We start from the raw sequence: 25,163 nt of genomic DNA, 5'->3' as shown, positions 1-25,163 counted from the left end.
CGGGACCAGGGCGCCGATGCTGGTGCCGCTGAGGCCCGACGAGCGCTGGTCGCTCGACTTCGTATCGGACCAGCTCACCGACGGGCGCCGCTTCCGCATCCTGGCCGTCGTCGACGACTGCACGAGACAGTGCCTGGCACTCATCGTTGATACGTCTCTCTCGGGCATGCGGGTTGCCCGCGAATTGGACCGGCTCATCACCAGCGCGGCCGGCCCAGGATGATCGTCAGCGACAATGGCAGCGAGTTCACCTCGAACGCCATCCTCTCCTGGGCGGATCAGAACCGCGTCGAATGGCATTACATTGCGCCCGGCAAGCCGATGCAGAATGGCTTCATCGAGAGCTTCAACGGCCGACTGCGCGATGAACTGCTCAACGAGACGCTGTTCACCTCGCTGGCTCAGGCGCGCGTAGCCATCGCCCTGTGGCACGCCGACTACAACACCGCGCGGCCGCACTCCCCCCTGGCAGACCCCGGCCAAGTTCGCCAGCACCTTCAATCCGCGACGGTCGCTCGCGCTGCGCTATGCCAAAGGCTCCGCGCCAGCGCCCGTCGCTTCACCCGCCCAGCAGGGCACAACCCACGCCGGAAACGAACTCAAAACTGCTGGGGCAACGTCAGTCCCATAGAGCCTTGATGGTTATCTCGGCCTTTGCTCGCAGCAGCGCCTTAGGTTGGGCGAAGGCGTTCTCAATCGGATTGAAGTCGGGACTGTAGGGCGGCAGGTAGAGCAGGCTCGCCTGCGGCCTCAATCGCGCCGCGCAGGGTTCTCCAGGCGGATGTCGCCAATGTCAAATTTGCTGGCATCCATGTCGCCCTCGCCAACCGCACAAGCGAAGGCCAGAAAGCCAACATGTGTTCTGCGGCTTAATTAAGAGCCAGCCGATGTCGGCCGAACATCACCTTGTCTCGAAGTCGACGATCGGACAGCAGGTTGCGAAAGTTGGCGCGATGCGAAACAAACTGCTGAAGCGCTCAACTTTTATTGATCACGCGTGTTGGACGCGACGCACTCCCGTTCCAATCGGGCTGAGCGCAAATTCTCCCGGTTCACAAAACTGAGTCGCTGGAGTAGTGGGGGCGCAGAGAAATCTCCGGTCGCAGCCTTACCCGGTCAAAACAAGGATACCAATGATGAAGACTCTCGCCGTCTGCTCTGGCGGATTGGACTCCGTTTCCCTTGCTCACATGGTGGCAGCGGAGCACGAACTCACCGGCCTTCTATCTTTCGACTATGGCCAACGGCACAGGAAGGAATTGGGCTTCGCCGCTCTTTGCGCGCAGCGACTGAAGGTCCCGCACCAGATCATCGACATCGGCGAAATTGGCCGTGGCCTTTCCGGCTCAGCGCTGACTAGCAGTATCGACGTGCCGGACGGCCACTACGCCGAAGACACGATGAAGATTACGGTGGTGCCGAACCGCAATGCCATCATGTTGGCAATCGCCTTCGGTCTCGCCGCCGCCCACAGCGCCGAAGCGGTGGCGGCGGCCGTGCATGGTGGGGACCATTTCATCTATCCCGATTGCCGTCCGGCCTTCATTGAAGCTTTCCAGACAATGCAAGACCGCGCGCTCGACGGCTATGCGCAGATACGCCTCTATGCACCGTATGTGAATCTCAGAAAAGCTGACATTGTTGCGGATGGCGCAAGATACGGCACCCCGTTTGCTGAGACCTGGTCCTGTTACAAGGGCGGCGTGCGTCACTGCGGACGATGCGGGACCTGCGTCGAGCGGCGCGAAGCGTTCCATCTCGCCGGGCACGCTGATCCCACCGACTACGAGGACGCCGATTTCTGGCTTGAGGCGCTGCGCAGGAGGCGCGCGTAATGTTCCACATCAGCAAGGAATTCCACTTCTCGGCCTCGCATCAGCTCACCTCCTTGCCTCCCAACCATCAATGCGCGCGCCTGCACGGGCATAACTATGTCGTCGTAGTGCAGCTGTCGGCCAAGGAACTGGACGCCCACGGCTTCGTGCGCGACTATCACGATCTGGCGCCGCTCAAACGCTACATTGACGAGAGCTTCGACCATCGGCACCTCAACGACGTGCTGGGACATGAGAAGGTCACGGCGGAATGCCTGGCCAGACATTTCTATGAATGGTGCAAGGCACGTCTGCCGCAGACCGCGGCCGTGCGCGTTAGCGAAACACCGAAAACTTGGGCGGAATACCGTCCGTGACCGACATGCATCCCGCAATCCGTGTGAGCGAGATATTCGGGCCGACTATCCAGGGCGAGGGCGTGCTCATCGGCTTGCCGACGGTGTTCATCAGAACCGGCGGATGTGATTATCGCTGTTCATGGTGCGACAGCCTTCACGCGGTGGACAATCAGTATCGCCATGAATGGCTACCGATGCCGATCGATGCCGTGTGGCAAACCGTCCATGCGCTTTCCGGCGGCAGGCCGGTTATGGTCTCCTTGTCAGGCGGCAACCCGGCCATTCAGCCGTTCGGTCCCCTCATAGAACGCGGCCATCGCGAGGGCTATCGTTTTGCACTGGAAACGCAGGGTTCCGTGGTGAGGGAGTGGTTTGCGGATCTTGACGTGCTGACCCTTAGCCCAAAGCCGCCGTCCAGCGAGATGACGACCCGTTGGGCTGCGTTTGATGCATGCCTCGAAGCGGCGCAAGAGAAGCCGCAAATCGTGCTCAAGCTCGTCGTTTTCGACGAGAGTGACTATGCCTACGCCAAAGAAGTCGCGGCGAGATATCCGCACCTTCCGATCTATCTGCAACCCGGCAATCACACGCCGCCGCGCCCTGGCAGTGAAGACGCCTCTGTCGACTTGGACGGAATAATGATGCGAATGGAATGGCTTGTCGAAAGGGTGACTAGCGACAGGTGGTTCGAAGCCCGCGTGTTGCCGCAGCTGCACGTTCTGCTTTGGGGTAACAAGAGGGCGGTCTAGTCTGCGGCTTGCGTCGCACCGGAAGGCCGGGCTCCAACGGCTTGGCAGGCTCTCTTCGCGTGCCGAGTACAGCCGAGCTTTGTTCGCGTCAGCGGTCTCGCGATTGTGCGGCTGGAAACCGCCCGGACACCCCGCTGCCGGCGTGTGTCACCTTGACTCCGATGAGCTGTCGTCACGCAAAGTTGAAATCCGCAAGAACTGGCCTTCTCGCCCCACCTGCTCCGTCGCAAGCACGTCATCCCCTCATCCTTGTCCAGCTCTTATCGATGTATCTCATTGTCCGGCCTGACGCACGACTGTCAGCATGGGAATGCATCCATTGCGCAAATGCCTTCCATAAAGAAGATCGATTTCCTCACTGGCCCAACGTGAAATATAGCAACGTTTTCGTGGCGTGGGTCGGCTGCGTCGGGAGTAGCGATGAAAACGTATTAGGGTCGCCTGCGTCTCCTTGGGCAGCGAGTGTAAAGTATAGCGATGCGGCCTCCGGCGCGAACGGCAGCCGCGCAGTGATCACCTTCGCCTGTGCCTTTGCGGCGGGGGTCAAGCGCTGGTCTGCTCAAATTTTTTATCGTTTAGCTGGTTGAAACTGCTCCCGTTGCGGGCTGCAGAAGCCGGCCAGCCGAGAAACGGCAGCCGCACTTATGAAAGCACGCCAAGGCATGCGGGCATCTATCAGTTGCAAAGGACAATACTGGCCGCGCCGATTGGCCATCACGCGTCCATTAGGGCAGCCACCAACATCAGTTCGCAAGAGGAGCAAAAGTAATATGTATCGTCGTCACCTGATCAAAGGGTTGGTTGCGCTCGGCGCATGCCGGATTTGCGTTCAAGCCGCCCAAGCGACCAGTGCCCATTGGGGGTACACCGGTCCGGTCGGACCGGAGCACTGGGCTGATCTGGATAAGGAAAATTTCGTATGCTCTGCCGGCACGCAGCAATCGCCGATCAATATCAACAGCGCGGTCAAGGCGGATATCCCGCATATCGCCATCGGCTGGCACAAGGGCGGCGGCAATATGGTGAACAACGGCCACACCATTCAAATCAATATGCCACAAGGCAGCACGCTGACCCGCGGCGATCGTGTCTACGAACTGGTACAGTTCCATTTCCATGCGCCAAGCGAACATCACGTGGCGGGCAAGAGCTTCCCGTTGGAGGTGCATTTCGTTCACAAGGACACGCAAAGTGGTACTCTGGGCGTGCTGGGCGTCTTTTTAACGCCCGGCGCGACAAATGCCAGCTTTGCTGCCCTTGCTGCGGCCTTTCCCGAACTGCCGAATGGGGAGGTGACGATCGACGAGGTGAATCCCAACTGGCTTCTGCCAGCCTCGCTTGGCTATTGGACTTATGAGGGCTCACTGACGACGCCGCCGTGCACCGAAAACGTCGAGTGGATGGTGGCGATGGAACCGGTTGACGTTGATCCGGCAGACATCCAGCGATTTGCCTCCCTCTACCCGTCGAACGCGCGCCCTATTCATTCACCCAATCGACGCTTCATCCTGCGCCAGAGTTGAGCGCCGCCCCAGCGGTTCCGCACGGTCCAACATTCTTGGCACAAGTTGGCGCGAAGCCTCCTCTTCCGGTCTGGCGGTCTGACGGCGCTCCCCAAGCTGGCTAGTCTAAATGATAGGGATTCGGTGCCGACACCACTCGTCCCAAAGACGTCGCGGCGAGGTTTGTCTGCAACCCGGCAATCACACGCCGCCCCGCCGTGGTAATGAAGACGTCTCTGTCGAGTCCGACGGAATATGATGCGCATGGAATCGCTGGTAGAAAAGGTGACCAGCGACAGGTGGTTCGAAGCCCGCGTCTTGCCGCAGCTGCACGTTCTACTCTGGGGTAACAAGAGGGTGGTGTATACCTTCTCCTAGCTTCGCCGCCAACTACTCGGTTTTCCGAATTGCTCTCTATATTCTTGAAGACGATGCGTTCGTTAAAGACATGTGCTGCGCACCTGGTGTAAAAGCTGCTCTCATCATGCAGAGGTCAAGCCAGTCGGGCTCATCCGAGGCTATGGCCGTGAGCACTGTTCAGTTCGGCAGAGAGGGCGCTTTTGTACACACTTTGCGATCGTGGCGGCCCCGTGGGCAGATCTGCAAGCTGCCGCGACACTAACCTCTCGAAGCCTGCCCGCCCGCCTGTTGATGCGTGTCTCCCAGTAAGATCCTGTCCAAGAACGTGATAATCTTCTTGCCAGTGTTGTAGCTGATGTTGCCCTTGATGCCGCAGCCTACCGCGGCGGGACCAAACTCAATGGCAAGCAGGCCGGCTAGGATCGTGCAGCCAGTCGCGAGCCTCGCCCACAACGGGGTCTCACGCGCATGAGGGCGCCGACCATGGGTTCGGCGGTTCGTACGCGTATAACACGTATCTTTCTGAAAAAATCAATGCTCTCGGCTAAGCTACTGAATTATCTGGCTTCCATATAGCGCGTCGGCGGAACCAACTTGTAGACGGGCTATGAAAGGTTAAGCGCGGATGTCTATCGGCCGCCGGCGTTCCCGCTCTGTGAGCCTGCCTGAACTACCCGCGCCGCGGTCAAGCCCCAGGCTCCTGCTCATCCAGCGACCGCCCGATCAATGGCAGGCTGGAAAGACAAGAGCCGATGTCTTCCGATGGTCTCGCCATCAGCTTTGGGCTAACTTCCCCATTCTCCCGCTTCGAGCTCGACTCACGGCGGTTTGGATGGCGCACGACAATCTGTGTCGGCTTTGTCGTGTCCGTGACAGACGCCTGAAAGGCCCGTTCGCGCGTTTTGCCGCCATCTAAGCGGCTGGAATTTAATGACAAAGTTTCTTCTGGGATCGGCCGATCACGCTGGTACGCTTTTTGCGATGCTTGGTGTGAGGCGGCACGAGCTGCCTATCGGCACTTGTGTCGCGGGCAGTCGCGATGATTAGAACGAAGGAAGGAAAGCTATTATGTCAGGTCTGCGTCAGATCGCCTTTTACGGAAAAGGCGGCATCGGCAAGTCCACCACGTCCCAAAATACGCTCGCTGCCCTTGTCGACCTCGGGCAGAGAATCCTCATCGTAGGATGCGACCCCAAAGCCGATTCCACACGCTTGATCCTGAATTCGAAAGCTCAGGATACCGTCCTGGATCTCGCCGCACAGGAAGGTTCGGTGGAAGACCTCGAACTCCAGGACGTGCTCAAGGTGGGCTACAGAGGCATCAAGTGCGTGGAGTCCGGCGGCCCCGAGCCGGGTGTCGGTTGCGCCGGCCGCGGCGTCATCACCTCGATCAATTTCCTCGAGGAGAATGGCGCTTATGACGATGTCGATTATGTCTCCTATGACGTCCTCGGCGACGTGGTATGCGGCGGCTTCGCCATGCCGATCCGCGAAGGCAAGGCCCAGGAGATCTATATCGTCATGTCCGGCGAGATGATGGCGCTCTATGCCGCCAACAACATCGCCAAGGGCATCCTCAAATATGCCCATTCGGGCGGTGTGCGGCTGGGCGGGCTGATCTGCAATGAACGTCAAACCGACCGCGAACTCGATCTGGCCGAAGCACTGGCTGGCCGATTGAATTCCAAGCTCATCCACTTCGTGCCCCGCGACAACATCGTCCAACATGCCGAACTCAGGAAGATGTCGGTGATCCAGTACGCGCCGGACTCAAAGCAGGCAGGGGAATACCGCGCTCTGGCCGAGAAGATCCACGCCAATTCGGGCCAGGGTACGATCCCGACGCCGATCACCATGGAGGAGCTGGAGGAGATGCTGCTCGACTTCGGCATCATGAAGACCGACGAGCAGATGCTTGCCGAGCTTCACTCCAAGGAAGCGGCGAAGGCGGCAGCCCAGTAGTGACATTAGCGCTGCCATCAATCGGCGCGCCTTGCAGAGAACGGCGCCTATTCTTTGAGGCGTCACCCAACCTTGAAAGGGGGACTCATGAGCCGGGAATACGAGAATGACGGTGCTCTTCATGCGAAGCTTATCGAAGAGGTGCTGTCGCATTATCCCGACAAGGCGGCGAAGCGCCGCAAGAAGCACCTCAACGTCGCAAAGAGCGGCAACGAGGCTGGCGGGGAAAGCGAGGTCCTTTCCGAATGCGACGTCAAATCGAACATCAAGTCCATTCCCGGGGTGATGACGATTCGCGGCTGTGCATATGCTGGTTCGAAAGGCGTGGTGTGGGGGCCAGTCAAGGATATGGTCCATATCTCGCACGGCCCGGTCGGCTGCGGCCAATATTCTTGGTCGCAGCGCCGCAACTACTACGTCGGTACAACGGGCGTCGACACGTTCGGGACAATGCAGTTCACCTCCGATTTCCAGGAGAAGGACATCGTCTTCGGCGGCGACAAGAAGCTGGAACAGATCATTGACGAGATTGAAGTCTTGTTTCCGCTCAACAACGGCATCACCGTGCAGTCCGAATGCCCTATCGGCCTGATTGGCGATGACACCGAGGCCGTTTCTCGCAAAAAGACCAAGGAGTATGACAAGACGATCGTGCCGGTACGCTGCGAGGGCTTCCGCGGCGTCTCGCAGTCGCTTGGCCACCACATCGCCAATGATGCAATCCGGGATTGGGTCTTCGACAAAAAGGATGTCAAGTTCGAGGCCGGCCCCTACGACGTCAACGTCATCGGCGACTACAATATCGGCGGCGATGCCTGGGCCTCGCGCATACTGCTTGAGGAGATAGGGCTGCGCGTGGTTGGCAACTGGTCGGGTGACGCCACACTCGCAGAGATCGAGCGCGCCCCGAAGGCTAAGCTCAATCTTATCCACTGCTACCGGTCGATGAATTACATCTGTCGGCATATGGAGGAAAAGTATGGCGTCGCCTGGATGGAGTACAATTTCTTCGGTCCCTCCCAGATCGAAGCCTCTCTGCGCAACATAGCCAAGCATTTTGGGCCGGAAATCGAGGAGAAGACCGAAAAGGTCATTGCCAAGTACAGGCCGCTTGTTGATGCGGTCATCGCCAAGTACCTGTCGCGCCTGGAAGGAAATACCGTGATGCTCTATGTGGGCGGCCTGCGCCCCCGCCACGTCGTCACGGCCTACGAGGACCTCGGCATGGTCATCGTGGGCACCGGCTATGAATTCGCCCACAGCGACGACTATCAGCGCACCGGCCACTACGTGAAGAACGGCACGCTGATCTACGATGACGTGACCGGCTATGAGTTGGAGAAATTCATCGAAGGGATTCGCCCAAATCTGGTCGGCTCGGGAATCAAAGAAAAATACCCGGTGCAGAAGATGGGCATACCGTTCCGCCAGATGCATTCCTGGGATTATTCAGGCCCGTATCACGGCTACGATGGCTTTGCCATTTTCGCACGTGATGTGGATCTCGCCATTAACAACCCGGTCTGGGACCTATTCCACGCGCCTTGGAAAAGAAGCCGGGGCGATGAGCGGGCGATGGCTGCCGAATAAACATTTGCTTCAGCCCCAGTCTCCCACTGAGACGGTGAACTCCCGCGGCCTCTGATCCGCCGGAGCCTGGAACGTCTTGACGTCCTGAGCTGCCGTCCCGCGCAGCCAGATGCAAAAGAGGTAATCATCATGCCGCAGTCGGCTGAAAAAATTCTCGATCACGCTCCCCTGTTCCGCGAGCCGGAATACAGAAAGATGCTCGCTGAGAAGAAGCTAAACTTCGAATGTCCGCACCCCGATGAAATCGTTTCCGATCAGCGCGATTTCACCCAGACGTGGGAATACCGCGAAAAGAACCTCGCCCGCAAAGCGCTTGTCGTGAACCCGGCCAAGGCCTGCCAGCCGCTGGGTGCGGTATTCGCTGCCGCCGGCTTCGAGCGAACCATGTCCTTCGTCCACGGCAGCCAAGGTTGCGTCGCCTATTACCGCTCGCACCTGTCGCGCCATTTCAAGGAGCCTGCCGCGGCGGTCTCCTCCTCAATGACCGAGGATGCGGCGGTGTTTGGCGGCCTGAAGAACATGGTCGACGGGCTCGCCAACACCTACCAGCTCTACGACCCCAAGATGATTGCCGTGTCGACGACCTGTATGGCAGAGGTCATTGGCGACGACCTGCACAGCTTCATCCAGAACGCCAAGGACGAAGATTCAGTCCCGCGCGACTTCGACGTGCCCTTTGCCCACACCCCGGCCTTCGTTGGCAGTCATGTCGACGGCTATGACAACATGGTCAAAGGCATTTTGGAGCACTTCTGGAAAGGTCAGGAGCGTACGCAAATCGAAGGAACCATCAACATCATTCCGGGCTTCGACGGCTTCTGCGTCGGCAACAACCGGGAGCTCAAGCGCCTGCTCGATGTAATGGGCGTGTCCTATACATTGATCCAGGATGCCTCTGACCAGTTCGATACGCCTTCGGACGGTGAATACCGCATGTATGACGGGGGCACGAAGATCAACGAGGTGAAGAAGGCCCTCAACGCCGAGGCAACGCTTTCGCTGCAGCATCACAACACCCGAAAGACACTGGGCTATTGCGAGGAGGTCGGGCAGGCGACGGCCTCGTTCCACTATCCGCTCGGCGTTCAGGCGACGGACGAATTCCTGATGGAGGTCGCGGCGATTTCCGGCAAGGAGATTCCCGAGGCAATTCGCCTCGAGCGCGGCCGACTGGTAGACGCCATGGCGGACAGCCAATCCTGGTTGCATGGTAAGAAATACGCCATCTACGGTGATCCCGACTTCGTTCACGCAATGGCCCGCTTTGTCATGGAGACCGGCGGCGAGCCAACCCATTGCCTCGCCACCAATGGCACCTCGGCATGGGAAGCCGATTTGAAGAAGCTGCTAGCATCCTCGCCTTTCGGCAAGGCTGCCCAGGTTTGGGCGGGCAAGGACCTGTGGGCGCTGCGCTCACTGCTCTTTACCGAGCCGGTGGACCTTTTGATCGGCAATTCCTACGGCAAGTACCTGGAGCGCGACACCGGAACACCGCTGATCCGGCTGATGTTTCCGATTTTCGATCGGCACCATCATCACCGCTTTGCGCTCTTTGGCTACCAGGGCGCGTTGCGCGTGCTGACGACGATCCTCGACAAGATCTTCGACAAACTCGATCGCGAGACGAGCGAGACGGGTGTGACGGATTATTCCTATGACCTCACGCGCTAAGAGCCGTGGCCGGCTTTTCGCCGAGGCCATTCCTTGCCCAATGGACTGGGGAGGCTGAGCAATGTCCTCCCTCAGCGCCAAAATCAAGGACGCCTTCGATGAGCCCGCCTGCGATAAGAACCGTGGCAAAGATGCCAAGGCGCGCAAGGAGGGCTGCTCGAAGTCGCTGACACCAGGGGCGGCAGCCGGCGGCTGCGCCTTTGACGGAGCCAAGATCGTCCTGCAGCCGATCACCGACGTTGCGCATCTGGTCCATGCGCCGCTCGCCTGCGAGGGCAATTCTTGGGACAACCGTGGTGCGGTTTCGTCAGGGCCGACCTTGTGGCGGACAAGCTTCACGACCGACCTCACCGAACTCGACCTTGTGATGGGGCAGGGCGAGCGGAAACTCTTCAAGGCGATCCGCGAGATCAAGCACACATACGCGCCGCCGGCGATCTTCGTCTACTCGACTTGCGTAACGGCGCTGATCGGTGACGACATCGAGGCCGTGTGCAAACGCGCCACGGAAAAGTTCGGTTTGGCCGTGGTGCCGATCAATGCGCCTGGCCTGGCAGGCTCCAAGAACCTCGGCAATAAGCTCGCCGCCGAGGCGTTGCTCGATCATGTCATCGGCACGGTCGAACCCGACGACCCCGGACCCTACGACATCAACATCCTTGGCGAATTCAACCTCTCGGGCGAATTCTGGCTTGTAAAGCCGCTCCTCGATCGGCTCGGGATCCGGGTGCGCGCCTGCATTCCCGGCGATGCGCGTTACCGCGACATTGCTTCCGCGCACCGCGCCCGGGCGGCAATGATGGTGTGCTCGACCGCGCTGATCAGTCTTGCCCGCAAGATGGAGGAGCGCTGGGACATCCCGTTCTTCGAGGGCTCCTTCTATGGCATCTCCGACACATCGCAAGCTCTTCGAAACCTTGTCAGGCTGCTGGTGAGGAAGGGCGCCGATCCGGAGATCCTCGAGCGCACAGAGACGCTGATCGCGCAGCAGGAGGCGATCGCGTGGAAGAAACTCGAATCCTACCGGCAAAGGCTCCAAGGCAAGCGCGTGCTGCTCAACACAGGCGGTGTGAAGTCCTGGTCGGTTGTCCATGCGCTGATGGAGATCGGAATCGAGATCGTCGGCACCTCGATCAAGAAATCTACGGTGCAGGACAAGGAGCGCATCAAACAAGTTCTCAAGCACGACAAGCACATGTTCGAATCCATGGCTGCGAGCGAGCTGTACGCCATGCTCTCTGAACACAGGGCCGATATCATGCTGTCGGGCGGTCGCACGCAATTCATTGCGCTCAAGGCCAAGACGCCCTGGCTCGATATCAACCAGGAGCGCCAGCATCCTTATGCCGGCTATGACGGCATGGTGGAACTCGTACGCCAGATTGACCTCGCCATTCACAATCCGATCTGGTCTCAGGTGCGCCAGCCGGCCCCGTGGGATTGCCAGCCTGAGCTGATAGGCGAATTGCCGTGCACGAGGAACGAGACCGCGTACCTGTTTGATGAATTCGCCTGCGCGACGGCACACGAGTGTTGAGGCGACCGATGGCCCGCATCCTTCCCCAGAGCAAATCGGCGGCAGTCAACCCGCTGAAGTCGTCGCAGCCGCTGGGTGCCGCCTTTGCCTTTCTTGGCGTCGACGGTGCGATGCCGCTGTTCCACGGCAGCCAAGGCTGCACAAGCTTTGCGCTCGTTCTCTTCGTGCGGCACTTCAAAGAAGCGATTCCCTTGCAGACTACGGCGATGGATGAGGTGGCGACCATCCTCGGCGCAGCCGACCATCTGGAAGAGGCGATCCTCAACCTCAAGAACCGCACGAAGCCAACGCTGATCGGAGTGTGCACGACCGCGCTGGTGGAGACGCGTGGCGAAGATTGCGCGGGTGATATTGCCAACATCATGCGGAAGCACACGCAACAGCTTGCGGGTACGGAGGTCGTGCTGGCCAACACGCCGGATTTTGACGGCGCGATCGAAGAGGGCTGGGCCAAGGCAGTCACCGCAATGATCGAAGGGATTACGCGCTCGGGCGAACGGGCGCGGCACCCGAAGAAGATCGCAATCCTGCCCGGATGCAACCTCTCTGTCGCCGACATCGAGCATATGCGGGACATGGTTGAAAGCTTTGGGCTCAAGCCGGTTATTCTGCCCGACATTTCAGGCTCGCTCGACGGTACGGTTCCTGACCGCTGGGTAGCGACCACATACGGCGGCACCAGCGTCGAAGACATTCGCGAGTTGGGTACGGCCATGCGATGCATCGCCATCGGTGAGCACATGCGCCGCCCGGCGAAAGCGCTGCTCGGGTTGACCGGCGTGCCTTACGTGTTGTTCCAGTCACTGACTGGGCTGCAGGACACGGACCGCTTCGTGTCGCTGCTGTCTTCGATTTCGGGCGCGGCGGTACCGGCCCGCGTGCGCCGGCGCCGGGCGCAATTGCAGGACGCGATGCTCGACGGACATTTCCATTTCGGCGGCAAGAAAATTGCCATCGCTGCCGAACCAGACCAGCTGTTCCAACTTGCAACCTTCTTTGCTGGTCTCGGCTCCGAGATAGCCGCGGCCGTCACAACGACCGACAGGTCTAAAATTCTCAAGAAAGTCCCGGCGGTTTCGGTTCAGATCGGCGATCTCGGCGATCTGGAAAGTCTTGCCGTCGGTGCTGACCTGCTTGTCACGCATTCGCACGGGCGCCAAGCATCGGAGCGGCTCGGAATTCCGCTCATGCGCATCGGGTTCCCGGTCTTCGATCGACTAGGCAGCCAGCACAAGCTCGCAATTCTCTATCAGGGCACCCGCGACATGATCTTCGAGGTCGCCAGCATCTTCCAGGCCAACCAACACGCGCCCACTCCTGAGGCGCTTGATCCACTCCGTAATCGAGAAATATCACGATGAACGCTGTTCGCCGCCTCTCGCTGGTCAGTAATGAGGTTTTCGCCCCGATGCCTGAACGACGTAAGGGCGCATTGCGCGTTGCGATCGCCACTCAGGACATGCAGGACCTCAACGCCCATTTCGGGTCGGCCAGGCGCTTTGCTGTCTACGACGTGACGCGCGAGGAATGGAATCTCGTAGAAGCCGTGGCCTTCGATGACGTGTCCGATGAAAGCGGGGAGCATCGGGCCGAGCGCGATGATCGCATCACGCCAAAGGTGGATGCGCTCAAGGGCTGTCAGATCCTGTTTTGTCTGGCAATTGGCGGCCCTTCGGCAGCCAAGCTTGTCGCGGCAAAAATCCACCCGATCAAAGTGGCGGAGCCCCAATCGATCCCACAGGTGCTCTTGCGCACGCAGATGATGCTCAGGACGTGTCCTCCGCCTTGGCTGCGCAAGGTGCTGGCGCGAGCGGGCATTGCCGAAAAGAAACCGTCCTTCGAGGACGAGGACTGAAAAGAGGAGGACGCCAATGCCTGACCCCGCAATCCCCCCAGCTGTCGCCGAAGACGAGGCGGCTCTTTGCACCCCGTTCGTCAAATGCCTCGTGCGGCTGATCCGTTCTCAGGATTCCTATGGCTCGTGGGAACGCAAAGCGGACGCTGAGCTGCTGGGCGACTTCATCATTACCAAGGATCAGCGCCGAGGGATCCCAATCATCGGAGATCCCGATCCCGACGTGCTGTGGAGGCTCGACAAGTACTACGCCGCCATCGGGCTTGCGATCGAGGAGCGCTGCGGCCTTATGGCATCGCCGATGATCCAGGTGAGCCATGAGGGTTTTGGTCGGGTGCTTTTCACGACCGGACGGCTGGTCGTTCTGTCCAAAACGCTGCGCGATGTCCACCGGTTTGGCTTCGAGACGCTCCTGAAGCTCGCCACGGCCGGTACGAAGCTGGTCGACGATGCGATTTCAGTCATCGAAACCTTTCCCCACGTGGCGCTGGCATGATGGGCGCGATTTTCGAGAAAGGCCATCATGACGGACCCGAGAAACTATGTTGGCCAGTCCCCTCGATCCAGGGACTCGAGGCCGACCAGGTTGTTGGGGTATCGCCGATGAAGAAGCCGCTGGTCCTGATCTGCTCGCAAGATGCCGAGTTCTATCTGCTCTACAGCCACATACTGGAGGTTGACGGTTTCAGCAGTGAGACGGCAGACGGCGCGAAGGCTGCGCTGGCCTTGGCCGAACAACGGGAGCTTCAGGCCGTAGTGCTGGATTGCGACCCAGCCAGCATAAACGGGTCCGCAATTTGCGCCCAACTCAAGCGGGAACCGCGCACCACCGACCTGCCTATCATCGCCCTGATCGCGCCTGGCGCCGAGCACCAGCACCTCGATCTCTTGAAGGCAGGCGTTGAGAGCTTTGTGCGGCCGGTGGCTCCGGCCAAGCTGCTCGACTGCCTGCGGGCGAGGCTCGGGCTGACCAAGCGTGGTCCGAACGGGGTTGAAAACGACAGTTGGATTTGTTGTGGAGGCCTGGAGATGAAGCTCGATGCCCATCGGGTTCGCGGTAATGGCCACGACATCCATCTCGGACGGATCGATTTCAACGTGCTGCGGCTTATGATTGAGGCCCCCGGCAAGGTCTTCAGCCGGGACGAGCTTATCGGGGCGGCCTGGCTGCCCAACATTCATGTCGGTGCACGCACCGTCGATGTCCATATCAGTCGAATCAGGAGGGCGCTGAAAACGGCCTTGCCCGGCAGCGTCATCCGCACCGTCAGGTCGGCCGGCTACTCGCTCGAGAAGCCGGACGACTGAAATCGGTGATCGAACGTGGTGCCGCTCTCTCTTCCTCCGGAGAGCGGTGTTGCCGCTTTGAGGCGCTCCTAACGAAGACCAGGAGAAGCAGGCAAATGGAATTTAAAAGCATATTCAGTGTGACGGGTGCTGATCATTCTGATGAGGACCTCACAACAGCTGCCGGACTGTGTGCCGAGGTCGGCGCGCACCTATCGGTACTCATTATACCGCCTCCATTGCTCTTGATGTCGTCTCCGCCCCCCGAATGGAATACAGGACGTGCACAGGCAATTGCAGTACCGAACTATCGATTTCAGCAAATCGAGAAATTTTCACAGGACGTGACCAGAATGGAAAGACGGTCCGCGGATATCCTCAAAAGGCTGAAAGCTATGTCGCTTTCCTGTGACGTTGACACCGACTATTGCGATCCGGCTAGCCTCGGTGAAGTGGCACGACAGCGGGCGCTCTGCGCTGACCTGACGATCGTTGGAGGAGACCTCCTCAACGATGAGACTCTCGGACCTCCTGTTGTCAACGGCTGCTTGTTCGATAGCGGAAAGCCGGTGCTCATCGTGCCGAAGGGCGTTAAGGCGACGCTGTCGCCTCGACGCGTGCTGGTCGGCTGGGATTCGCGTGTAGAGGCCTCGCGTGCGGTTCGGGAAGCTCTTAGTATCCTATCCGCTGCCAGGGAAGTCTGTGTCGCTATGGTCGATCCAAAGGCGCAAAACAACGGGAAAGGCGCGCAGTCTGGAGCTGACATCGCTGCCTATCTTACTCGGCACGGTGCTCGGGTCTCCGTTGACCTGCTTAAGAGCGCCGGCAAATCGGCGGGCACAGTGCTGACCCAGCACGCGAACGACATCTGTGCTGACATGATGGTTATGGGTGCTTATGGCAGCCGTGGGCTGCGTGAGCGGATTTTCGGCGGTCCGCCGAGCTGGAGCTTTGGGAAGACCACATTGCCGCTGTTTTTGGCTCGCTGATCAGCTCCGTAGGAACACCGATCAGGTCGTAGGACCGCCAACCAGTCCGAAGTCGTCGTCGGTTACCGGTCGGATTGCGGAGACATGGCTGGATCCGCGAACATCTTGCGACGCTTGTCAGAGCCAAACCGGACGCCTCGACTGCTTCACGACGCTCTCGTGAACCAACTCGTGCGAGATCGTCCGCAACGGGCAGTAAAGACGAACGGCTGCAGCAGACCGCAGCCAAGCCACAGGGCGGGTGTACCAGGAGACCCCGCCTCGTGCGCGAACCCTGTTGGAAGGCCCCTTATCAGTACCCGGACGCGCGTCAAATCGGCGGCTGTCCCTGTCAGCCTGCGGTGTGCAAGGGCCGCTGCCGCGGAGCTTCCCCTGCCCGATCGTCGGGCGTGCGACAATGTCGGATTCCAGACGAGCTGGAACTGCGCGAACTCGTTGGTTTGACAGGTCTTTATCCGGCACGCCGCATGCATGGGAGTCTCCGAAAGCATTAAGAGCCGTTATCCATGGTTACGCCCCTCGAAAGAAAGAGCCGCTTCCGTCGTGGCAGGGAAACAGCCACTCCTGGGGTGGAGGCCGGCGCTAGAAGCCGCCGTAAGATCCGGAAGAGCCGCGCGACAGCATCACACACTTTCCTTCTGCTCTTGGGTTCGGATCACGCCGCGCCGCTGTCGATGCCGCCGACATTGAGCCCAAGACCTGGAAGGCGGCACACGCTTTTGCTGTCCTCTCAGTCGGGACCGCGGCTCAAGCATGCCTGTGAGGTTCGCATTGCTCAATGCCCGGCGATCGACGTCAACATGCCGCTGAGTTGGAAAACACTCCTAGAGGAGTAAGGATAAGTGGACCTCTTTTGTATTGGTGTGGGTGCTGGACCATCTAATTTGAGCCTTGCGTGTCAGATACAGGAAGAGATTGCGCAAGGGGCACTGTTCCTGGACCGGGAGGTCGATTTCCGAGGACATCCAGGCAGCGCTTTCGATTGCGCGGAGCTCCAGGTCGGCCACTTCCAGGATCTGGTTACTCTGGTCAATCCGCGATCAGCCTACACATTCGTAAACTACCTCCACGAGAACGGGCGTCTTTACAATTTCCTCAATGCGCAATTTCACGGGGTGCTTAGAGCCGAGTTCGCCCAATATCTCAACTGGGCGTTCCAGAAGAATCCGCTTGTCCGTGGCGGCGAGGCCGTTCGCGAAATCCGCTTTGACGGCGAGTTTCGCGTGCGGACGGACAACGCGGTCCTTGATGCAAGAAACCTCGTCATCGACATAGGCAAGCAGGCGCAAATTCCGCCTCAGTTTCATGGCTGGACTGGACCCAACCTGTTCCACTCATCTGAGTTGGCCCACATCAATCCTGAGGTGCAAAAAAAGCATGTCTGCGTTGTTGGCGGCGGACAGTCGGGAGCCGAGCTGCTACTGCACCTTGTCGGCCGGCCGAAAGAACGGCGGCCCGCGGCGATCACATGGGTCTTGACGCGCGAGATGCCTTTCGACGACCACGCGTTCACAAACGGGCTGTTCACGCCATGCTTCTCGGATCGTTTTGCTGCGATGAGCGAGGTGCATCGACAGCTGTTCCTGCGGCGTTTCGCGCTTGCCTCCGAGGGCATTTCAGAAAGCAAGTTGCGCGCGGTCTATCAGGCGCTCTACCACCACGCCTTTCTCGAGCCACACCAATGCGAGATCACATTGCGGCCAAGTTGCAACGTGTCGCGCTGCATCAATGCCGGAGCAGGGCACAGGCTCACGCTGCAACGCGGCTTGGACAACATCGGAGAAGTAACCGCCGATATCGTCATCCTGGCCACCGGGTACGAGAAACCGCTGCCGGGTTTCCTAGAACCGATCGCAGATCGCCTCGAACAGATCGGCAATGAGCTCGCCATCGGCGAGGATTTTTCGGTGTACTGGGACGGACCGCGAGACCGACGCCTTTTCGTTCAGAACGCCTGCCTTGGACAGCGCGGGCTGGCTGATCCGAACTTTGGGCTGCTGGCCTGGCGAGCGCGCCGCATCCTTGACAGCCTTCTGCGGCGCGCGCCATGCGCCAATCCCGAGCATCTAGGGTTCATCAACCGTCCCTTGACGGAGTGCTGGCCCGACCTCGGAGTCGAACAAATGGGCAGCGGGATATGATTCGTCGATATTGATGATCGGCGGTGGCATTCAGGAAAGATTTCCGCCTCTGGCGGCAAAAGCGGGACGAGCAATATTCCTACGGCGTCAGATCGCTCTGCTCGCGCTTGAGCAAGGTAGCGTCGCGCGACTCCTGCTTGGCGTGAAACAGCAAAGGGCATTCAATCACGATGCAGCTTTACGTGCTGTCGGGCTCAACGCCACGTGGATCGAGCCCAACGCCGCCGTTGGCAACCGCGACGCGAATTATGACGCCGGGCCACATGCGGCGGTGGCTGCAAGGGTACCGAGCCTCTCCCGCACTTTCGACCCCATCGCCGAAGTGCGACTGCTCCAGGACGCCGAAGCCGGTCTTATCGCCAGCGGGCCAGCCAAACTCTCACCTTCCTAAACGGCAGCCGCTAAGGTGAGCCGTCGAAAGCCGACATTCAGGTTAACGTCAGCTGGCCATGTTAGGGCTCGCTTATTCAAGGCGGTACCGGCGCTTGCCGAAGCTAAGAAGGGTTGGCATGCCCTTTGCCGTGCTTGATGTGCGGCAACACGGTGAGAGCTCCGCTGAAGCAAGCGAGAGGGAGCAATGCCCTCGAGACCGTGTCCGATTTTGACTGGAAAATATTCCGCGACAAAAGAGACGAAAGGTATGGAATGACTTTGGACACCAAGATGGAACTGCGTATGGGGTCCCCGGCTCCTGCGCTGAAAGTGGAGAACTGGCTGCGTGGCGAGCCCCTCACGAGCCTTCGGCCCGGCAAGGTCTACCTCGTTGAATTTTGGGCGACTTGGTGCCGACCATGTGTCCACGCCATGCCCCATTTGATCGAACTGCAGGAGAAATATAAAGACAGCGGATTTGAGATTATCGGAGTCGCAGCTTGCGAAAAGGCTGCAACCGCGGACGAAGCGCGGACCAACGTGGATGCCTGGCTGACCGAGAAGTTCCCGAATCTGAATTATCGGACAGCGTTCGATTGCACTGGCGAAATGAAAAAGCTCTGGCTGGAACCCAGCTCTTCGTTCGGGATTCCCACCTCGTTCGTGGTCGACCGCGACGGCCACATCGCTTATATCGGCCACCCGGCACCTCTCGATGACGTTTTGCCGAAAGTCCTTAACGGCAGCTGGCGCAGCAGCTATGAAGCGAAAGCCGTCGATGCAAAGCGAATCTCGCGTGTGCGCGAATCGTCGCTGAGTCAGCCGATATACGCCAAACTTGGGCAGGCGATGCAGGACGAGGATTGGGCAGCGGCACTATTGGCCATCGAAGAAGGCCTCGCCGTGATGCCAGACTCTTTTGATTTTCGGCGGGTTCATGCGGATATTCTGCTTCACAAGCTGCGCGACATCAAAACCGGCTTGCCGCTTATGCGCGAATTGGTCGAGGACGCGATCAACAAAAAGTTCGAAGCGATGTCTTGGGTGGTGATGGCGCTGAACCAACTCTTCCATCCCACGATCGACAACTCCCATCTTCCGCATGATGATCGCTTTGCGATGGGCAAGGAGCTCTCCGAACAGATCCTGGAACTTAATCCTCCGCAAGGCGATGGAGACTTTAAATTCGGGTGTTACTTTCCGGTCGCTCAGTATTATTACGAGAGCGGCAACAAGGACCGGGCGATCGAGTTGATCGAGGTGGCAATCAAATCGCTGGACCATTCGGAGCCAGCGCCGGACCAAACCAAACAGCGCTACCTCACCTCGTTGCTCCAAGCCCTGGCCAACTACACGGGTGAGCCTGCCTGTCACGCGGGTCTCTGTGTGGCTCCGCAAAACAAGACTTCCGAAACTCAAAACGCTGTCACTTCCTGAGCAAGGATCGCGAAGGGCATGACAATTGGAATTGAACACCGGCAAATCCGCCCGCCCAGGCGCACTTCGCAGCAATAACGTCGATGCCGCAAAAGTGCGCGGCTTGCGGCAGGTGGAATTTCCATTGCGTTTACCTCGGGTCGAACCGCGGCGCAGGCGTTCGCGCCGCGGTGAAAGGTCTCGCACTGGTGGACGTGCTCGAGGTCGGCCACGGGACACTGTTGCGTGGGATCGGCTCGCCCAAGCCATTCCCCGCCCACGCAAGCGCCCGAACCACACATCGCAGAAAAAGAGATCGTCCTTCAAGAGGAGTACTGAAATTGGGGAAAAGCGAAATTCCTCATGAACCGGTTGGCCCTGCTGTCCACAAGGACGACGAGGCCCTTGCTTCCCCGTTCGTAAAATGCCTCCTGCGGCTCATTCGTACTCAGGATTCCTTCGGCTTATGGGAAGGCCATTCGGATGCCGAGCTGCTGGCCGAGTTCATCATCACCAAGCAACAGCAACGTGCGGTACCCTTTGGCGGCGATCCCGATCCTGACGCGCTGTGGAGGCTCGACATGTTTTACACCGCCGTAGCGCTTGCGATCGAGGAGCGCTCCGGCGTGTCGACGTCGCCGACAATAGAAATGAAACCCGTGGGGGCTTCCGGCGGTTGGGCGTTCTGTCGAGACGTCCACCGGTTCGGCTTCGAGACTTTCCGCAAACTTGCTGAGGCCGGTACGAAACTGGTCGACGATGCGACTGCAGCCATTGAAGCCTAGCCCGAGATGGAGCGCATCAAGAAACCATTGTTCCAGGAAGGATCTATGTCAGACCTAGATAGGATGAGGAAAAAAGTCTGAAAGCTCCAGTTGCGTGCAGCTATTGCCAAGATGGCATTGCAGGACCTCGTCGAGGGTCTGCCGGGCAAGTGGGCCGACATACAGGAAGTCGCCGAGAAAACCCAAGCCGTTAATGCCGAGTTGGATGTTGCCAAGAGAGAACTCGCTTCAATGAAGAATTTAGGATGATGCGCACATTCACCACCCGTGACGGCTCCATTTGGATGCCGTCGTACCTGACCTCCATCGATAGCAAACCTGCATCGGCTGCTGCCGTTGTTTCAAGGTCTGCTCGCGCGATGTCATGCATCTTCACGGCGTTGATGATGCGGGTGAAATCCTCGCCCCTGCGATGACGAGGACGACGATTTCGACGGCAAGCTCAATCGCATGATCATGGTTGTCGATGATGCCGGCCGCTGCATAGGCTGCGGAGCCTGCGGCCGCGTCTGCCCCAAGAACTGCCAGACGCATGTTGCGGCCGACGAGCTCGCAACATGATCTGGCGAAAACCAGGGGAGCGGCGTCCACTTCATCTTTTTGTCGGCTCGTGGGGCTGGTCCTGTACAGCAATGCGTCGATGGTTTACTTCGCTTTGGATTCGCACCCGTGTGGCAGTCGTCACGACGCTGGCCTGTTCGCTGCTGCTTCAGGCCGGCTACTTCGGCCGCGTGCCCTTTCTGATCTGGCAGTCCTCTAGCCGCGCTCGTGGAACTCGCCACAGGGGCCAGCATGCCGATGGTTACAGGAAAGCTCGGGTACCAGTCGTCTCACTCTGATCAACTGCGGAATGCAATTTTCAGCTGTGTCCCGGCTTGGTCGAATGCCCAGCATGTGCTGCTGCTTTGATGCGCGGATGACAGGATCAGTGCTCAGACCCACACCAATTTTGGTCACCCTCTGATGACTGAGCTGATCGTATAGGGAATCTGTGTTCGGCTAACACGCGACCACATTCGGTGTCCTTAGGCCGGGAGATGCGGGTGGTTGGTCGATTAGGGACATAAGAGTCATCGCAGCACGCTGGATGCGGTGTGCTTGTCGCAATGACAAACTCGGTGCACCCGCTTCGAAAGACGGGTGTCTTTGATCACACATACCCCTGGGCTGACCGGTGCGTAGCCGGTTCAGGTACTTTTTTGCTGGAGATAGCATGCTGGAAAAATTCGAACGTTATCCGCTCACCTTTGGACCCACGCCGATCGAGAGGCTCGACCGCCTCGGCAAGCATCTGGGCGACAAGGTGGAAATCTACGTCAAACGCGAGGACTGCAACTCCGGTCTCGCGTTCGGCGGAAACAAGCTGCGCAAGCTCGAATACATTGTGCCCGACGCGATCGCGTCAGATGCCGATACGCTCGTCACAATCGGTGGCGTGCAGTCCAACCATACGCGCATGGTCGCTGCGGTCGCCGCCAAGATCGGCATGAAATGCCTCCTGGTCCAGGAGAGCTGGGTCCCACATGATGATGCTGTCTACGACCGGGTCGGCAATATCCTCTTGAGCCGCATCATGGGGGCAGAGGTGCGCCTGGTTGACGAGGGCTTTGACATCGGCATCCGCCGCAGCTGGGAAAAGGCACTTTATGAAGTCAAGGCAAGGGGCGGCAGGCCATATGCGATACCTGCCGGCGCCTCTGTCCACAAATACGGCGGCCTGGGCTATGTGGGGTTCGCTGAGGAGGTGCGTGCCCAGGAAGAGCAGCTTGGGTTTGCCTTCGACTATATCGTCGTCTGTACGGTGACTGGTTCAACCCACGGCGGCATGCTCGTCGGGTTCGCCAAGGATGGTCGACAGCGCAACGTGATCGGTATCGATGCCTCCGCCATGCCCGCCAAGACCAAGGCGCAGGTGCTTGGCATCGCCCAAAATACAGCGAAGCTCGTCCACCTCGGAGCGGAAATTGTCGAGGCAGACGTGGTGTTGTTCATGGACTACGCGTACCCGGGTTATGGCGTTCCATCGGAGGAAACCAAAGAGGCAATCCGTTTGTGCGCGCGGCTCGAGGGCATGATTACGGACCCGGTTTACGAGGGCAAATCGATGCAAGGGATGATCGACCTCGTCCAGAGGGGCTTCTTTCCACAGGGATCGAGGGTCCTCTACGCACATCTAGGCGGCGCGCCGGCGATCAACGGGTACGGCTACACCTTTCGCAACGGCTGACGTTCGGCAGTCTGCGATTCCGCGGTCGCGCTCGAACGTGGGTAGGTAGCGTCGTTCGAGCGCTTGGCTGGAGAAGTGGAGGCAGCGACGGGCATCCACTAATTGGTACCATTACGTGCTGTCGGGGCTCAACGCCACGCGCATTGAGCGCATGCCGCCGTTGGCAACCGCGAGGCGAATTTTGACTCCGGGGCAAGAATCCACACGCGGCGGTGGCGGCACGAGGACCAAGCCGGCGAGTTCGCGCTTTCGAATGGCGCCAAACTGCCACTGCTCGAGGACCGAGGCCAGTCTAATCACAGGCGAGCCGTCCAAGCTCTCAAGAGTGATAGGGCGAAACCCGACAGCGGCAGAAGACATGTCGGGTTCACGACAATCGGCCGCATTTGGCCTCGTGGAGAATTTCAAAGCATTTCCCGCCGCTTACCGGAGCTGAGGGAATTGGCACCTCCGTTGCAGCTTGATGTGCGGCAACACGGTGAGAGCTTCGCTGAAGCAAGCCAGAGGGAGCGATGCCCTCGAGACCGTGTCCGATTTTGACTGGAAAATATTCCGCGACAAAAGAGACGAAAGGTGTGGAATGACTTTGGACACCAAGATGGAACTGCGTATGGGGTCCCCGGCTCCTGCGATCAAAGTGGAGAACTGGCTGCGTGGCGAGCCCCTCACGAACTTTCGGCCCGGCAAGGTCTACCTCGTTGAGTTTTGGGCGACTTGGTGCGGACCATGTGTCGACGCCATGCCCCATTTGATCGAACTGCAGGAGAAATATGAAGGCAGCGGATTTGAGGCGGTCGGAGTTGCCGCCTGCGAACAGGGTCCTACCGCAGACGAGGCGCGGACCAACGTGGATGCCTGGCTGACCGAGAAGTTCCCGAATCTGAATTATCGTATCGGGTTCGATTACATTGGCGAAATGAACAAGCTCTGGATGGATCCCAGCTCTTCGATTGGGATTCCCACCTCGTTCGTGGTCGACCGCGACGGCCACATCGCTTTTATCGGCCACCCGGCGGAACTCGATGACGTTTTGCCGAAAGTCCTTAACGGCAGCTGGCGCAGCAGCTATGAAGCGAAAGCCGCCGATGCAAAGCGCATCGCGCATAACCAACTTGCAGCGCGCGAAATGTCGCTTACCGGGCCGATATACGCCAAACTTGAGCCGGCGATGCAGGCCGAGGATTGGACGGCGGCGCTCTTGGCCATCGAAGAAGGCCTCGCCTTGATGCCAGACTCTTGTGAGTTCCGGCAGATTCATGCGGATCTTCTGCTTCACAAGCTGCGCGACATCAAGACCGGCATGCCAGTCATGCGAGAATTGGTCGAGGACGCGATCGACAAAACGTCCGACGCGGTGTCGTGGATGGCCTTGGCCCTCAACCAACTCTTCGATCCCACGATGGACAATTCCCATCTTCCGCGCGCGGAGCGCTTTGCGATGGGCAACGAGCTCTCGGAACAGATACTGGCACTCAATCCCCCGAACGGCGATGGCCCGTTTAAATACCTCCGGTACCTCCCGGTAGCTCAGTATTATTACGAGAGCGGCAACAAAGATCGCGCAATCGAGTTGATCGAGGTGGCACTGAAATCGGTGGACCGGCTGGGGCCAATTCCGGACCACACCAAACAGTACTATCTTACCCCATTGCTCGAAGCACTGGCCAACTACACGGGTGAGCCTGCCTGTCACGCGGATCTTTGTGTGGCTCCGCAAAAGAAGGCACCCGAAACTCAAAACGCAGTCACTTCCTGAGCAAGAATCGCGAAGGGACTGACAATTGGAATTGAACACTGGCCAATCCGCCCATCGAGGCTCTCTGCGCAGCAAGTATGTCGATGCAGCAGGGCGGCGGCTTGCGGCAGGTTGGATTTCAATTGCGTTGACCACCGGTCGGATCGCGGCGCAGACGATGTGCGCCGCGAATTCGCGCCGCAGGTCTCGCACTCGTGGACATGTCGAGGTCGGCCACGGGACACTGTTGCGTGGGATCGGCTCGCCCAAGCCATTCCCCGCCCACGCAAGCGCCCGAACCACACATCGCAGAAAAAGAGATCGTCCTTCAAGAGGAGTACTGAAATTGGGGAAAAGCGAAATTCCTCATGAACCGGTTGGCCCTGCTGTCCACAAGGACGACGAGGCCCTTGCTTCCCCGTTCGTAAAATGCCTCCTGCGGCTCATTCGTACTCAGGATTCCTTCGGCTTATGGGAAGGCCATTCGGATGCCGAGCTGCTGGCCGAGTTCATCATCACCAAGCAACAGCAACGTGCGGTACCCTTTGGCGGCGATCCCGATCCTGACGCGCTGTGGAGGCTCGACATGTTTTACACCGCCGTAGCGCTTGCGATCGAGGAGCGCTCCGGCGTGTCGACGTCGCCGACAATAGAAATGAAACCCGTGGGGGCTTCCGGCGGTTGGGCGTTCTGTCGAGACGTCCACCGGTTCGGCTTCGAGACTTTCCGCAAACTTGCTGAGGCCGGTACGAAACTGGTCGACGATGCGACTGCAGCCATTGAAGCCTAGCCCGAGATGGAGCGCATCAACA

22 protein-coding genes and 4 pseudogenes are annotated in these 25,163 nt (G+C 59.1%); 25 read left to right on the top strand and 1 reads right to left on the bottom strand.

The genetic code is table 11. The features are described from left to right. Positions 1-628 (top strand): annotated as a pseudogene (locus EN845_RS32995) (integrase core domain-containing protein); the annotation flags it as partial. Here the strand turns inward: EN845_RS32995 and EN845_RS32990 are convergent. Then, positions 626-767, bottom strand: a pseudogene (locus EN845_RS32990) (transposase); the annotation flags it as partial. The pseudogenes EN845_RS32995 and EN845_RS32990 sit on opposite strands and share 3 nt — an antisense overlap. A 369-nt stretch (positions 768-1,136) precedes the next feature. Here EN845_RS32990 and queC point away from each other — a divergent pair. The 24 genes and pseudogenes from queC to EN845_RS32870 all read left to right on the top strand — a co-directional run bounded on the left by queC (position 1,137) and on the right by EN845_RS32870 (position 25,141). Beyond that, positions 1,137-1,835 carry a 7-cyano-7-deazaguanine synthase QueC gene (gene queC, locus EN845_RS32985; RefSeq protein ID WP_024505257.1) on the top strand — a complete coding sequence of 233 codons (699 nt, stop codon included), beginning with the start codon at positions 1,137-1,139 and terminating at the stop codon, positions 1,833-1,835. Continuing rightward, positions 1,835-2,191 carry a 6-carboxytetrahydropterin synthase QueD gene (gene queD / locus EN845_RS32980; RefSeq protein WP_024505258.1) on the top strand — a complete coding sequence of 119 codons (357 nt, stop codon included), beginning with the start codon at positions 1,835-1,837 and terminating at the stop codon, positions 2,189-2,191. The genes queC and queD overlap by 1 nt, the downstream gene beginning before the upstream one ends. 5 nt (positions 2,192-2,196) lie before the next feature. Beyond that, a complete protein-coding gene (gene queE, locus EN845_RS32975; protein ID WP_164752747.1) occupies positions 2,197-2,922 on the top strand; it encodes a 7-carboxy-7-deazaguanine synthase QueE in 726 nt (241 codons plus the stop codon). 770 nt (positions 2,923-3,692) lie between these two features. Beyond that, on the top strand, positions 3,693-4,445 hold the full coding sequence (locus tag EN845_RS32970; RefSeq protein WP_127308802.1) for a carbonic anhydrase: 753 nt from the start codon (positions 3,693-3,695) through the stop codon (positions 4,443-4,445). A 160-nt stretch (positions 4,446-4,605) separates the two neighbouring features. Then, a pseudogene (locus EN845_RS36455) lies at positions 4,606-4,802 on the top strand (7-carboxy-7-deazaguanine synthase QueE); the annotation flags it as partial. 1,050 nt (positions 4,803-5,852) lie between these two features. Next, on the top strand, positions 5,853-6,746 hold the full coding sequence (gene nifH, locus EN845_RS32960) for a nitrogenase iron protein (RefSeq protein WP_024505261.1): 894 nt from the start codon (positions 5,853-5,855) through the stop codon (positions 6,744-6,746). 87 nt (positions 6,747-6,833) lie between these two features. Beyond that, positions 6,834-8,336, top strand: coding sequence for a nitrogenase molybdenum-iron protein alpha chain (gene nifD, locus EN845_RS32955; RefSeq protein WP_024505262.1), 1,503 nt, complete (start codon positions 6,834-6,836; stop codon positions 8,334-8,336). Between the two features lie 129 nt (positions 8,337-8,465). Further along, the gene (nifK, locus tag EN845_RS32950; protein ID WP_024505263.1) at positions 8,466-10,007 is read left to right on the top strand and encodes a nitrogenase molybdenum-iron protein subunit beta; all 1,542 of its coding nucleotides are present in this window, start codon (positions 8,466-8,468) and stop codon (positions 10,005-10,007) included. Positions 10,008-10,068: 61 nt separating this feature from the next. Beyond that, entirely contained in the window at positions 10,069-11,544 is a 1,476-nt protein-coding gene (nifE, locus tag EN845_RS32945; RefSeq protein ID WP_095489376.1) for a nitrogenase iron-molybdenum cofactor biosynthesis protein NifE, read from the top strand. An 8-nt stretch (positions 11,545-11,552) separates the two neighbouring features. Beyond that, a complete protein-coding gene (gene nifN / locus EN845_RS32940; protein WP_126104986.1) occupies positions 11,553-12,905 on the top strand; it encodes a nitrogenase iron-molybdenum cofactor biosynthesis protein NifN in 1,353 nt (450 codons plus the stop codon). After that, positions 12,902-13,399, top strand: a complete 498-nt coding sequence (nifX, locus tag EN845_RS32935) for a nitrogen fixation protein NifX (protein ID WP_126097324.1) — start codon at positions 12,902-12,904, stop codon at positions 13,397-13,399. The genes nifN and nifX overlap by 4 nt, the downstream gene beginning before the upstream one ends. A gap of 16 nt (positions 13,400-13,415) precedes the next feature. After that, positions 13,416-13,895: a NifX-associated nitrogen fixation protein gene (locus EN845_RS32930; protein WP_127308803.1), complete on the top strand. Its 480-nt coding sequence runs from the start codon at positions 13,416-13,418 to the stop codon at positions 13,893-13,895. A gap of 107 nt (positions 13,896-14,002) precedes the next feature. After that, on the top strand, positions 14,003-14,707 hold the full coding sequence (locus tag EN845_RS32925; protein WP_245465747.1) for a response regulator transcription factor: 705 nt from the start codon (positions 14,003-14,005) through the stop codon (positions 14,705-14,707). A 95-nt stretch (positions 14,708-14,802) separates the two neighbouring features. Next, entirely contained in the window at positions 14,803-15,675 is an 873-nt protein-coding gene (locus EN845_RS32920; protein ID WP_127230841.1) for a universal stress protein, read from the top strand. Positions 15,676-16,517: 842 nt separating this feature from the next. Further along, positions 16,518-17,816 carry a SidA/IucD/PvdA family monooxygenase gene (locus EN845_RS32915; RefSeq protein WP_063169368.1) on the top strand — a complete coding sequence of 433 codons (1,299 nt, stop codon included), beginning with the start codon at positions 16,518-16,520 and terminating at the stop codon, positions 17,814-17,816. A 13-nt stretch (positions 17,817-17,829) separates the two neighbouring features. Further along, positions 17,830-18,207 carry a hypothetical protein gene (locus EN845_RS32910; RefSeq protein ID WP_024505270.1) on the top strand — a complete coding sequence of 126 codons (378 nt, stop codon included), beginning with the start codon at positions 17,830-17,832 and terminating at the stop codon, positions 18,205-18,207. 272 nt (positions 18,208-18,479) lie between these two features. Continuing rightward, entirely contained in the window at positions 18,480-19,625 is a 1,146-nt protein-coding gene (locus EN845_RS32905; RefSeq protein ID WP_127308807.1) for a TlpA disulfide reductase family protein, read from the top strand. A gap of 320 nt (positions 19,626-19,945) precedes the next feature. Further along, positions 19,946-20,389, top strand: a complete 444-nt coding sequence (locus tag EN845_RS32900; RefSeq protein ID WP_245454719.1) for a DUF269 domain-containing protein — start codon at positions 19,946-19,948, stop codon at positions 20,387-20,389. 90 nt (positions 20,390-20,479) lie between these two features. After that, a complete protein-coding gene (locus EN845_RS32895) occupies positions 20,480-20,638 on the top strand; it encodes a CCE_0567 family metalloprotein (protein ID WP_245478087.1) in 159 nt (52 codons plus the stop codon). After that, positions 20,635-20,950 (top strand): annotated as a pseudogene (fdxB, locus tag EN845_RS32890) (ferredoxin III, nif-specific). The gene EN845_RS32895 and the pseudogene fdxB overlap by 4 nt, the downstream one beginning before the upstream one ends. After that, a complete protein-coding gene (locus tag EN845_RS36855) occupies positions 20,947-21,228 on the top strand; it encodes an exopolysaccharide production repressor protein (RefSeq protein WP_348629439.1) in 282 nt (93 codons plus the stop codon). Before fdxB ends, EN845_RS36855 begins: the two are co-directional and overlap by 4 nt. A 374-nt stretch (positions 21,229-21,602) precedes the next feature. Continuing rightward, positions 21,603-22,616, top strand: coding sequence for a 1-aminocyclopropane-1-carboxylate deaminase (locus EN845_RS32880; RefSeq protein WP_024505903.1), 1,014 nt, complete (start codon positions 21,603-21,605; stop codon positions 22,614-22,616). 598 nt (positions 22,617-23,214) lie between these two features. Next, positions 23,215-24,372 carry a TlpA disulfide reductase family protein gene (locus EN845_RS32875; protein WP_127308808.1) on the top strand — a complete coding sequence of 386 codons (1,158 nt, stop codon included), beginning with the start codon at positions 23,215-23,217 and terminating at the stop codon, positions 24,370-24,372. Positions 24,373-24,697: 325 nt separating this feature from the next. Continuing rightward, on the top strand, positions 24,698-25,141 hold the full coding sequence (locus EN845_RS32870; RefSeq protein WP_245454719.1) for a DUF269 domain-containing protein: 444 nt from the start codon (positions 24,698-24,700) through the stop codon (positions 25,139-25,141). The last annotated feature ends 22 nt before the right edge of the window (positions 25,142-25,163 follow it).

Origin of the sequence: Mesorhizobium sp. M8A.F.Ca.ET.202.01.1.1 (genome assembly GCF_004791595.1) — a bacterium.
In the GTDB taxonomy this organism is placed as follows: Bacteria; Pseudomonadota; Alphaproteobacteria; order Rhizobiales; family Rhizobiaceae; genus Mesorhizobium.
This window is presented reverse-complemented; position numbering and strand designations above follow the sequence as displayed.

What these genes read in the sequence shown, in the direction of transcription:
- queC (WP_024505257.1), top strand. Translation starts at nt 1,137, where the DNA reads ATGAAGACTCTCGCCGTCTGCTCTGGCGGATTGGACTCCGTTTCCCTT.
- queD (WP_024505258.1), top strand. Translation starts at nt 1,835, where the DNA reads ATGTTCCACATCAGCAAGGAATTCCACTTCTCGGCCTCGCATCAGCTC.
- queE (WP_164752747.1), top strand. Translation starts at nt 2,197, where the DNA reads ATGCATCCCGCAATCCGTGTGAGCGAGATATTCGGGCCGACTATCCAG.
- EN845_RS32970 (WP_127308802.1), top strand. Translation starts at nt 3,693, where the DNA reads ATGTATCGTCGTCACCTGATCAAAGGGTTGGTTGCGCTCGGCGCATGC.
- nifH (WP_024505261.1), top strand. Translation starts at nt 5,853, where the DNA reads ATGTCAGGTCTGCGTCAGATCGCCTTTTACGGAAAAGGCGGCATCGGC.
- nifD (WP_024505262.1), top strand. Translation starts at nt 6,834, where the DNA reads ATGAGCCGGGAATACGAGAATGACGGTGCTCTTCATGCGAAGCTTATC.
- nifK (WP_024505263.1), top strand. Translation starts at nt 8,466, where the DNA reads ATGCCGCAGTCGGCTGAAAAAATTCTCGATCACGCTCCCCTGTTCCGC.
- nifE (WP_095489376.1), top strand. Translation starts at nt 10,069, where the DNA reads ATGTCCTCCCTCAGCGCCAAAATCAAGGACGCCTTCGATGAGCCCGCC.
- nifN (WP_126104986.1), top strand. Translation starts at nt 11,553, where the DNA reads ATGGCCCGCATCCTTCCCCAGAGCAAATCGGCGGCAGTCAACCCGCTG.
- nifX (WP_126097324.1), top strand. Translation starts at nt 12,902, where the DNA reads ATGAACGCTGTTCGCCGCCTCTCGCTGGTCAGTAATGAGGTTTTCGCC.
- EN845_RS32930 (WP_127308803.1), top strand. Translation starts at nt 13,416, where the DNA reads ATGCCTGACCCCGCAATCCCCCCAGCTGTCGCCGAAGACGAGGCGGCT.
- EN845_RS32925 (WP_245465747.1), top strand. Translation starts at nt 14,003, where the DNA reads ATGAAGAAGCCGCTGGTCCTGATCTGCTCGCAAGATGCCGAGTTCTAT.
- EN845_RS32920 (WP_127230841.1), top strand. Translation starts at nt 14,803, where the DNA reads ATGGAATTTAAAAGCATATTCAGTGTGACGGGTGCTGATCATTCTGAT.
- EN845_RS32910 (WP_024505270.1), top strand. Translation starts at nt 17,830, where the DNA reads ATGATCGGCGGTGGCATTCAGGAAAGATTTCCGCCTCTGGCGGCAAAA.
- EN845_RS32905 (WP_127308807.1), top strand. Translation starts at nt 18,480, where the DNA reads ATGGAACTGCGTATGGGGTCCCCGGCTCCTGCGCTGAAAGTGGAGAAC.
- EN845_RS36855 (WP_348629439.1), top strand. Translation starts at nt 20,947, where the DNA reads ATGATCTGGCGAAAACCAGGGGAGCGGCGTCCACTTCATCTTTTTGTC.
- EN845_RS32880 (WP_024505903.1), top strand. Translation starts at nt 21,603, where the DNA reads ATGCTGGAAAAATTCGAACGTTATCCGCTCACCTTTGGACCCACGCCG.
- EN845_RS32875 (WP_127308808.1), top strand. Translation starts at nt 23,215, where the DNA reads ATGGAACTGCGTATGGGGTCCCCGGCTCCTGCGATCAAAGTGGAGAAC.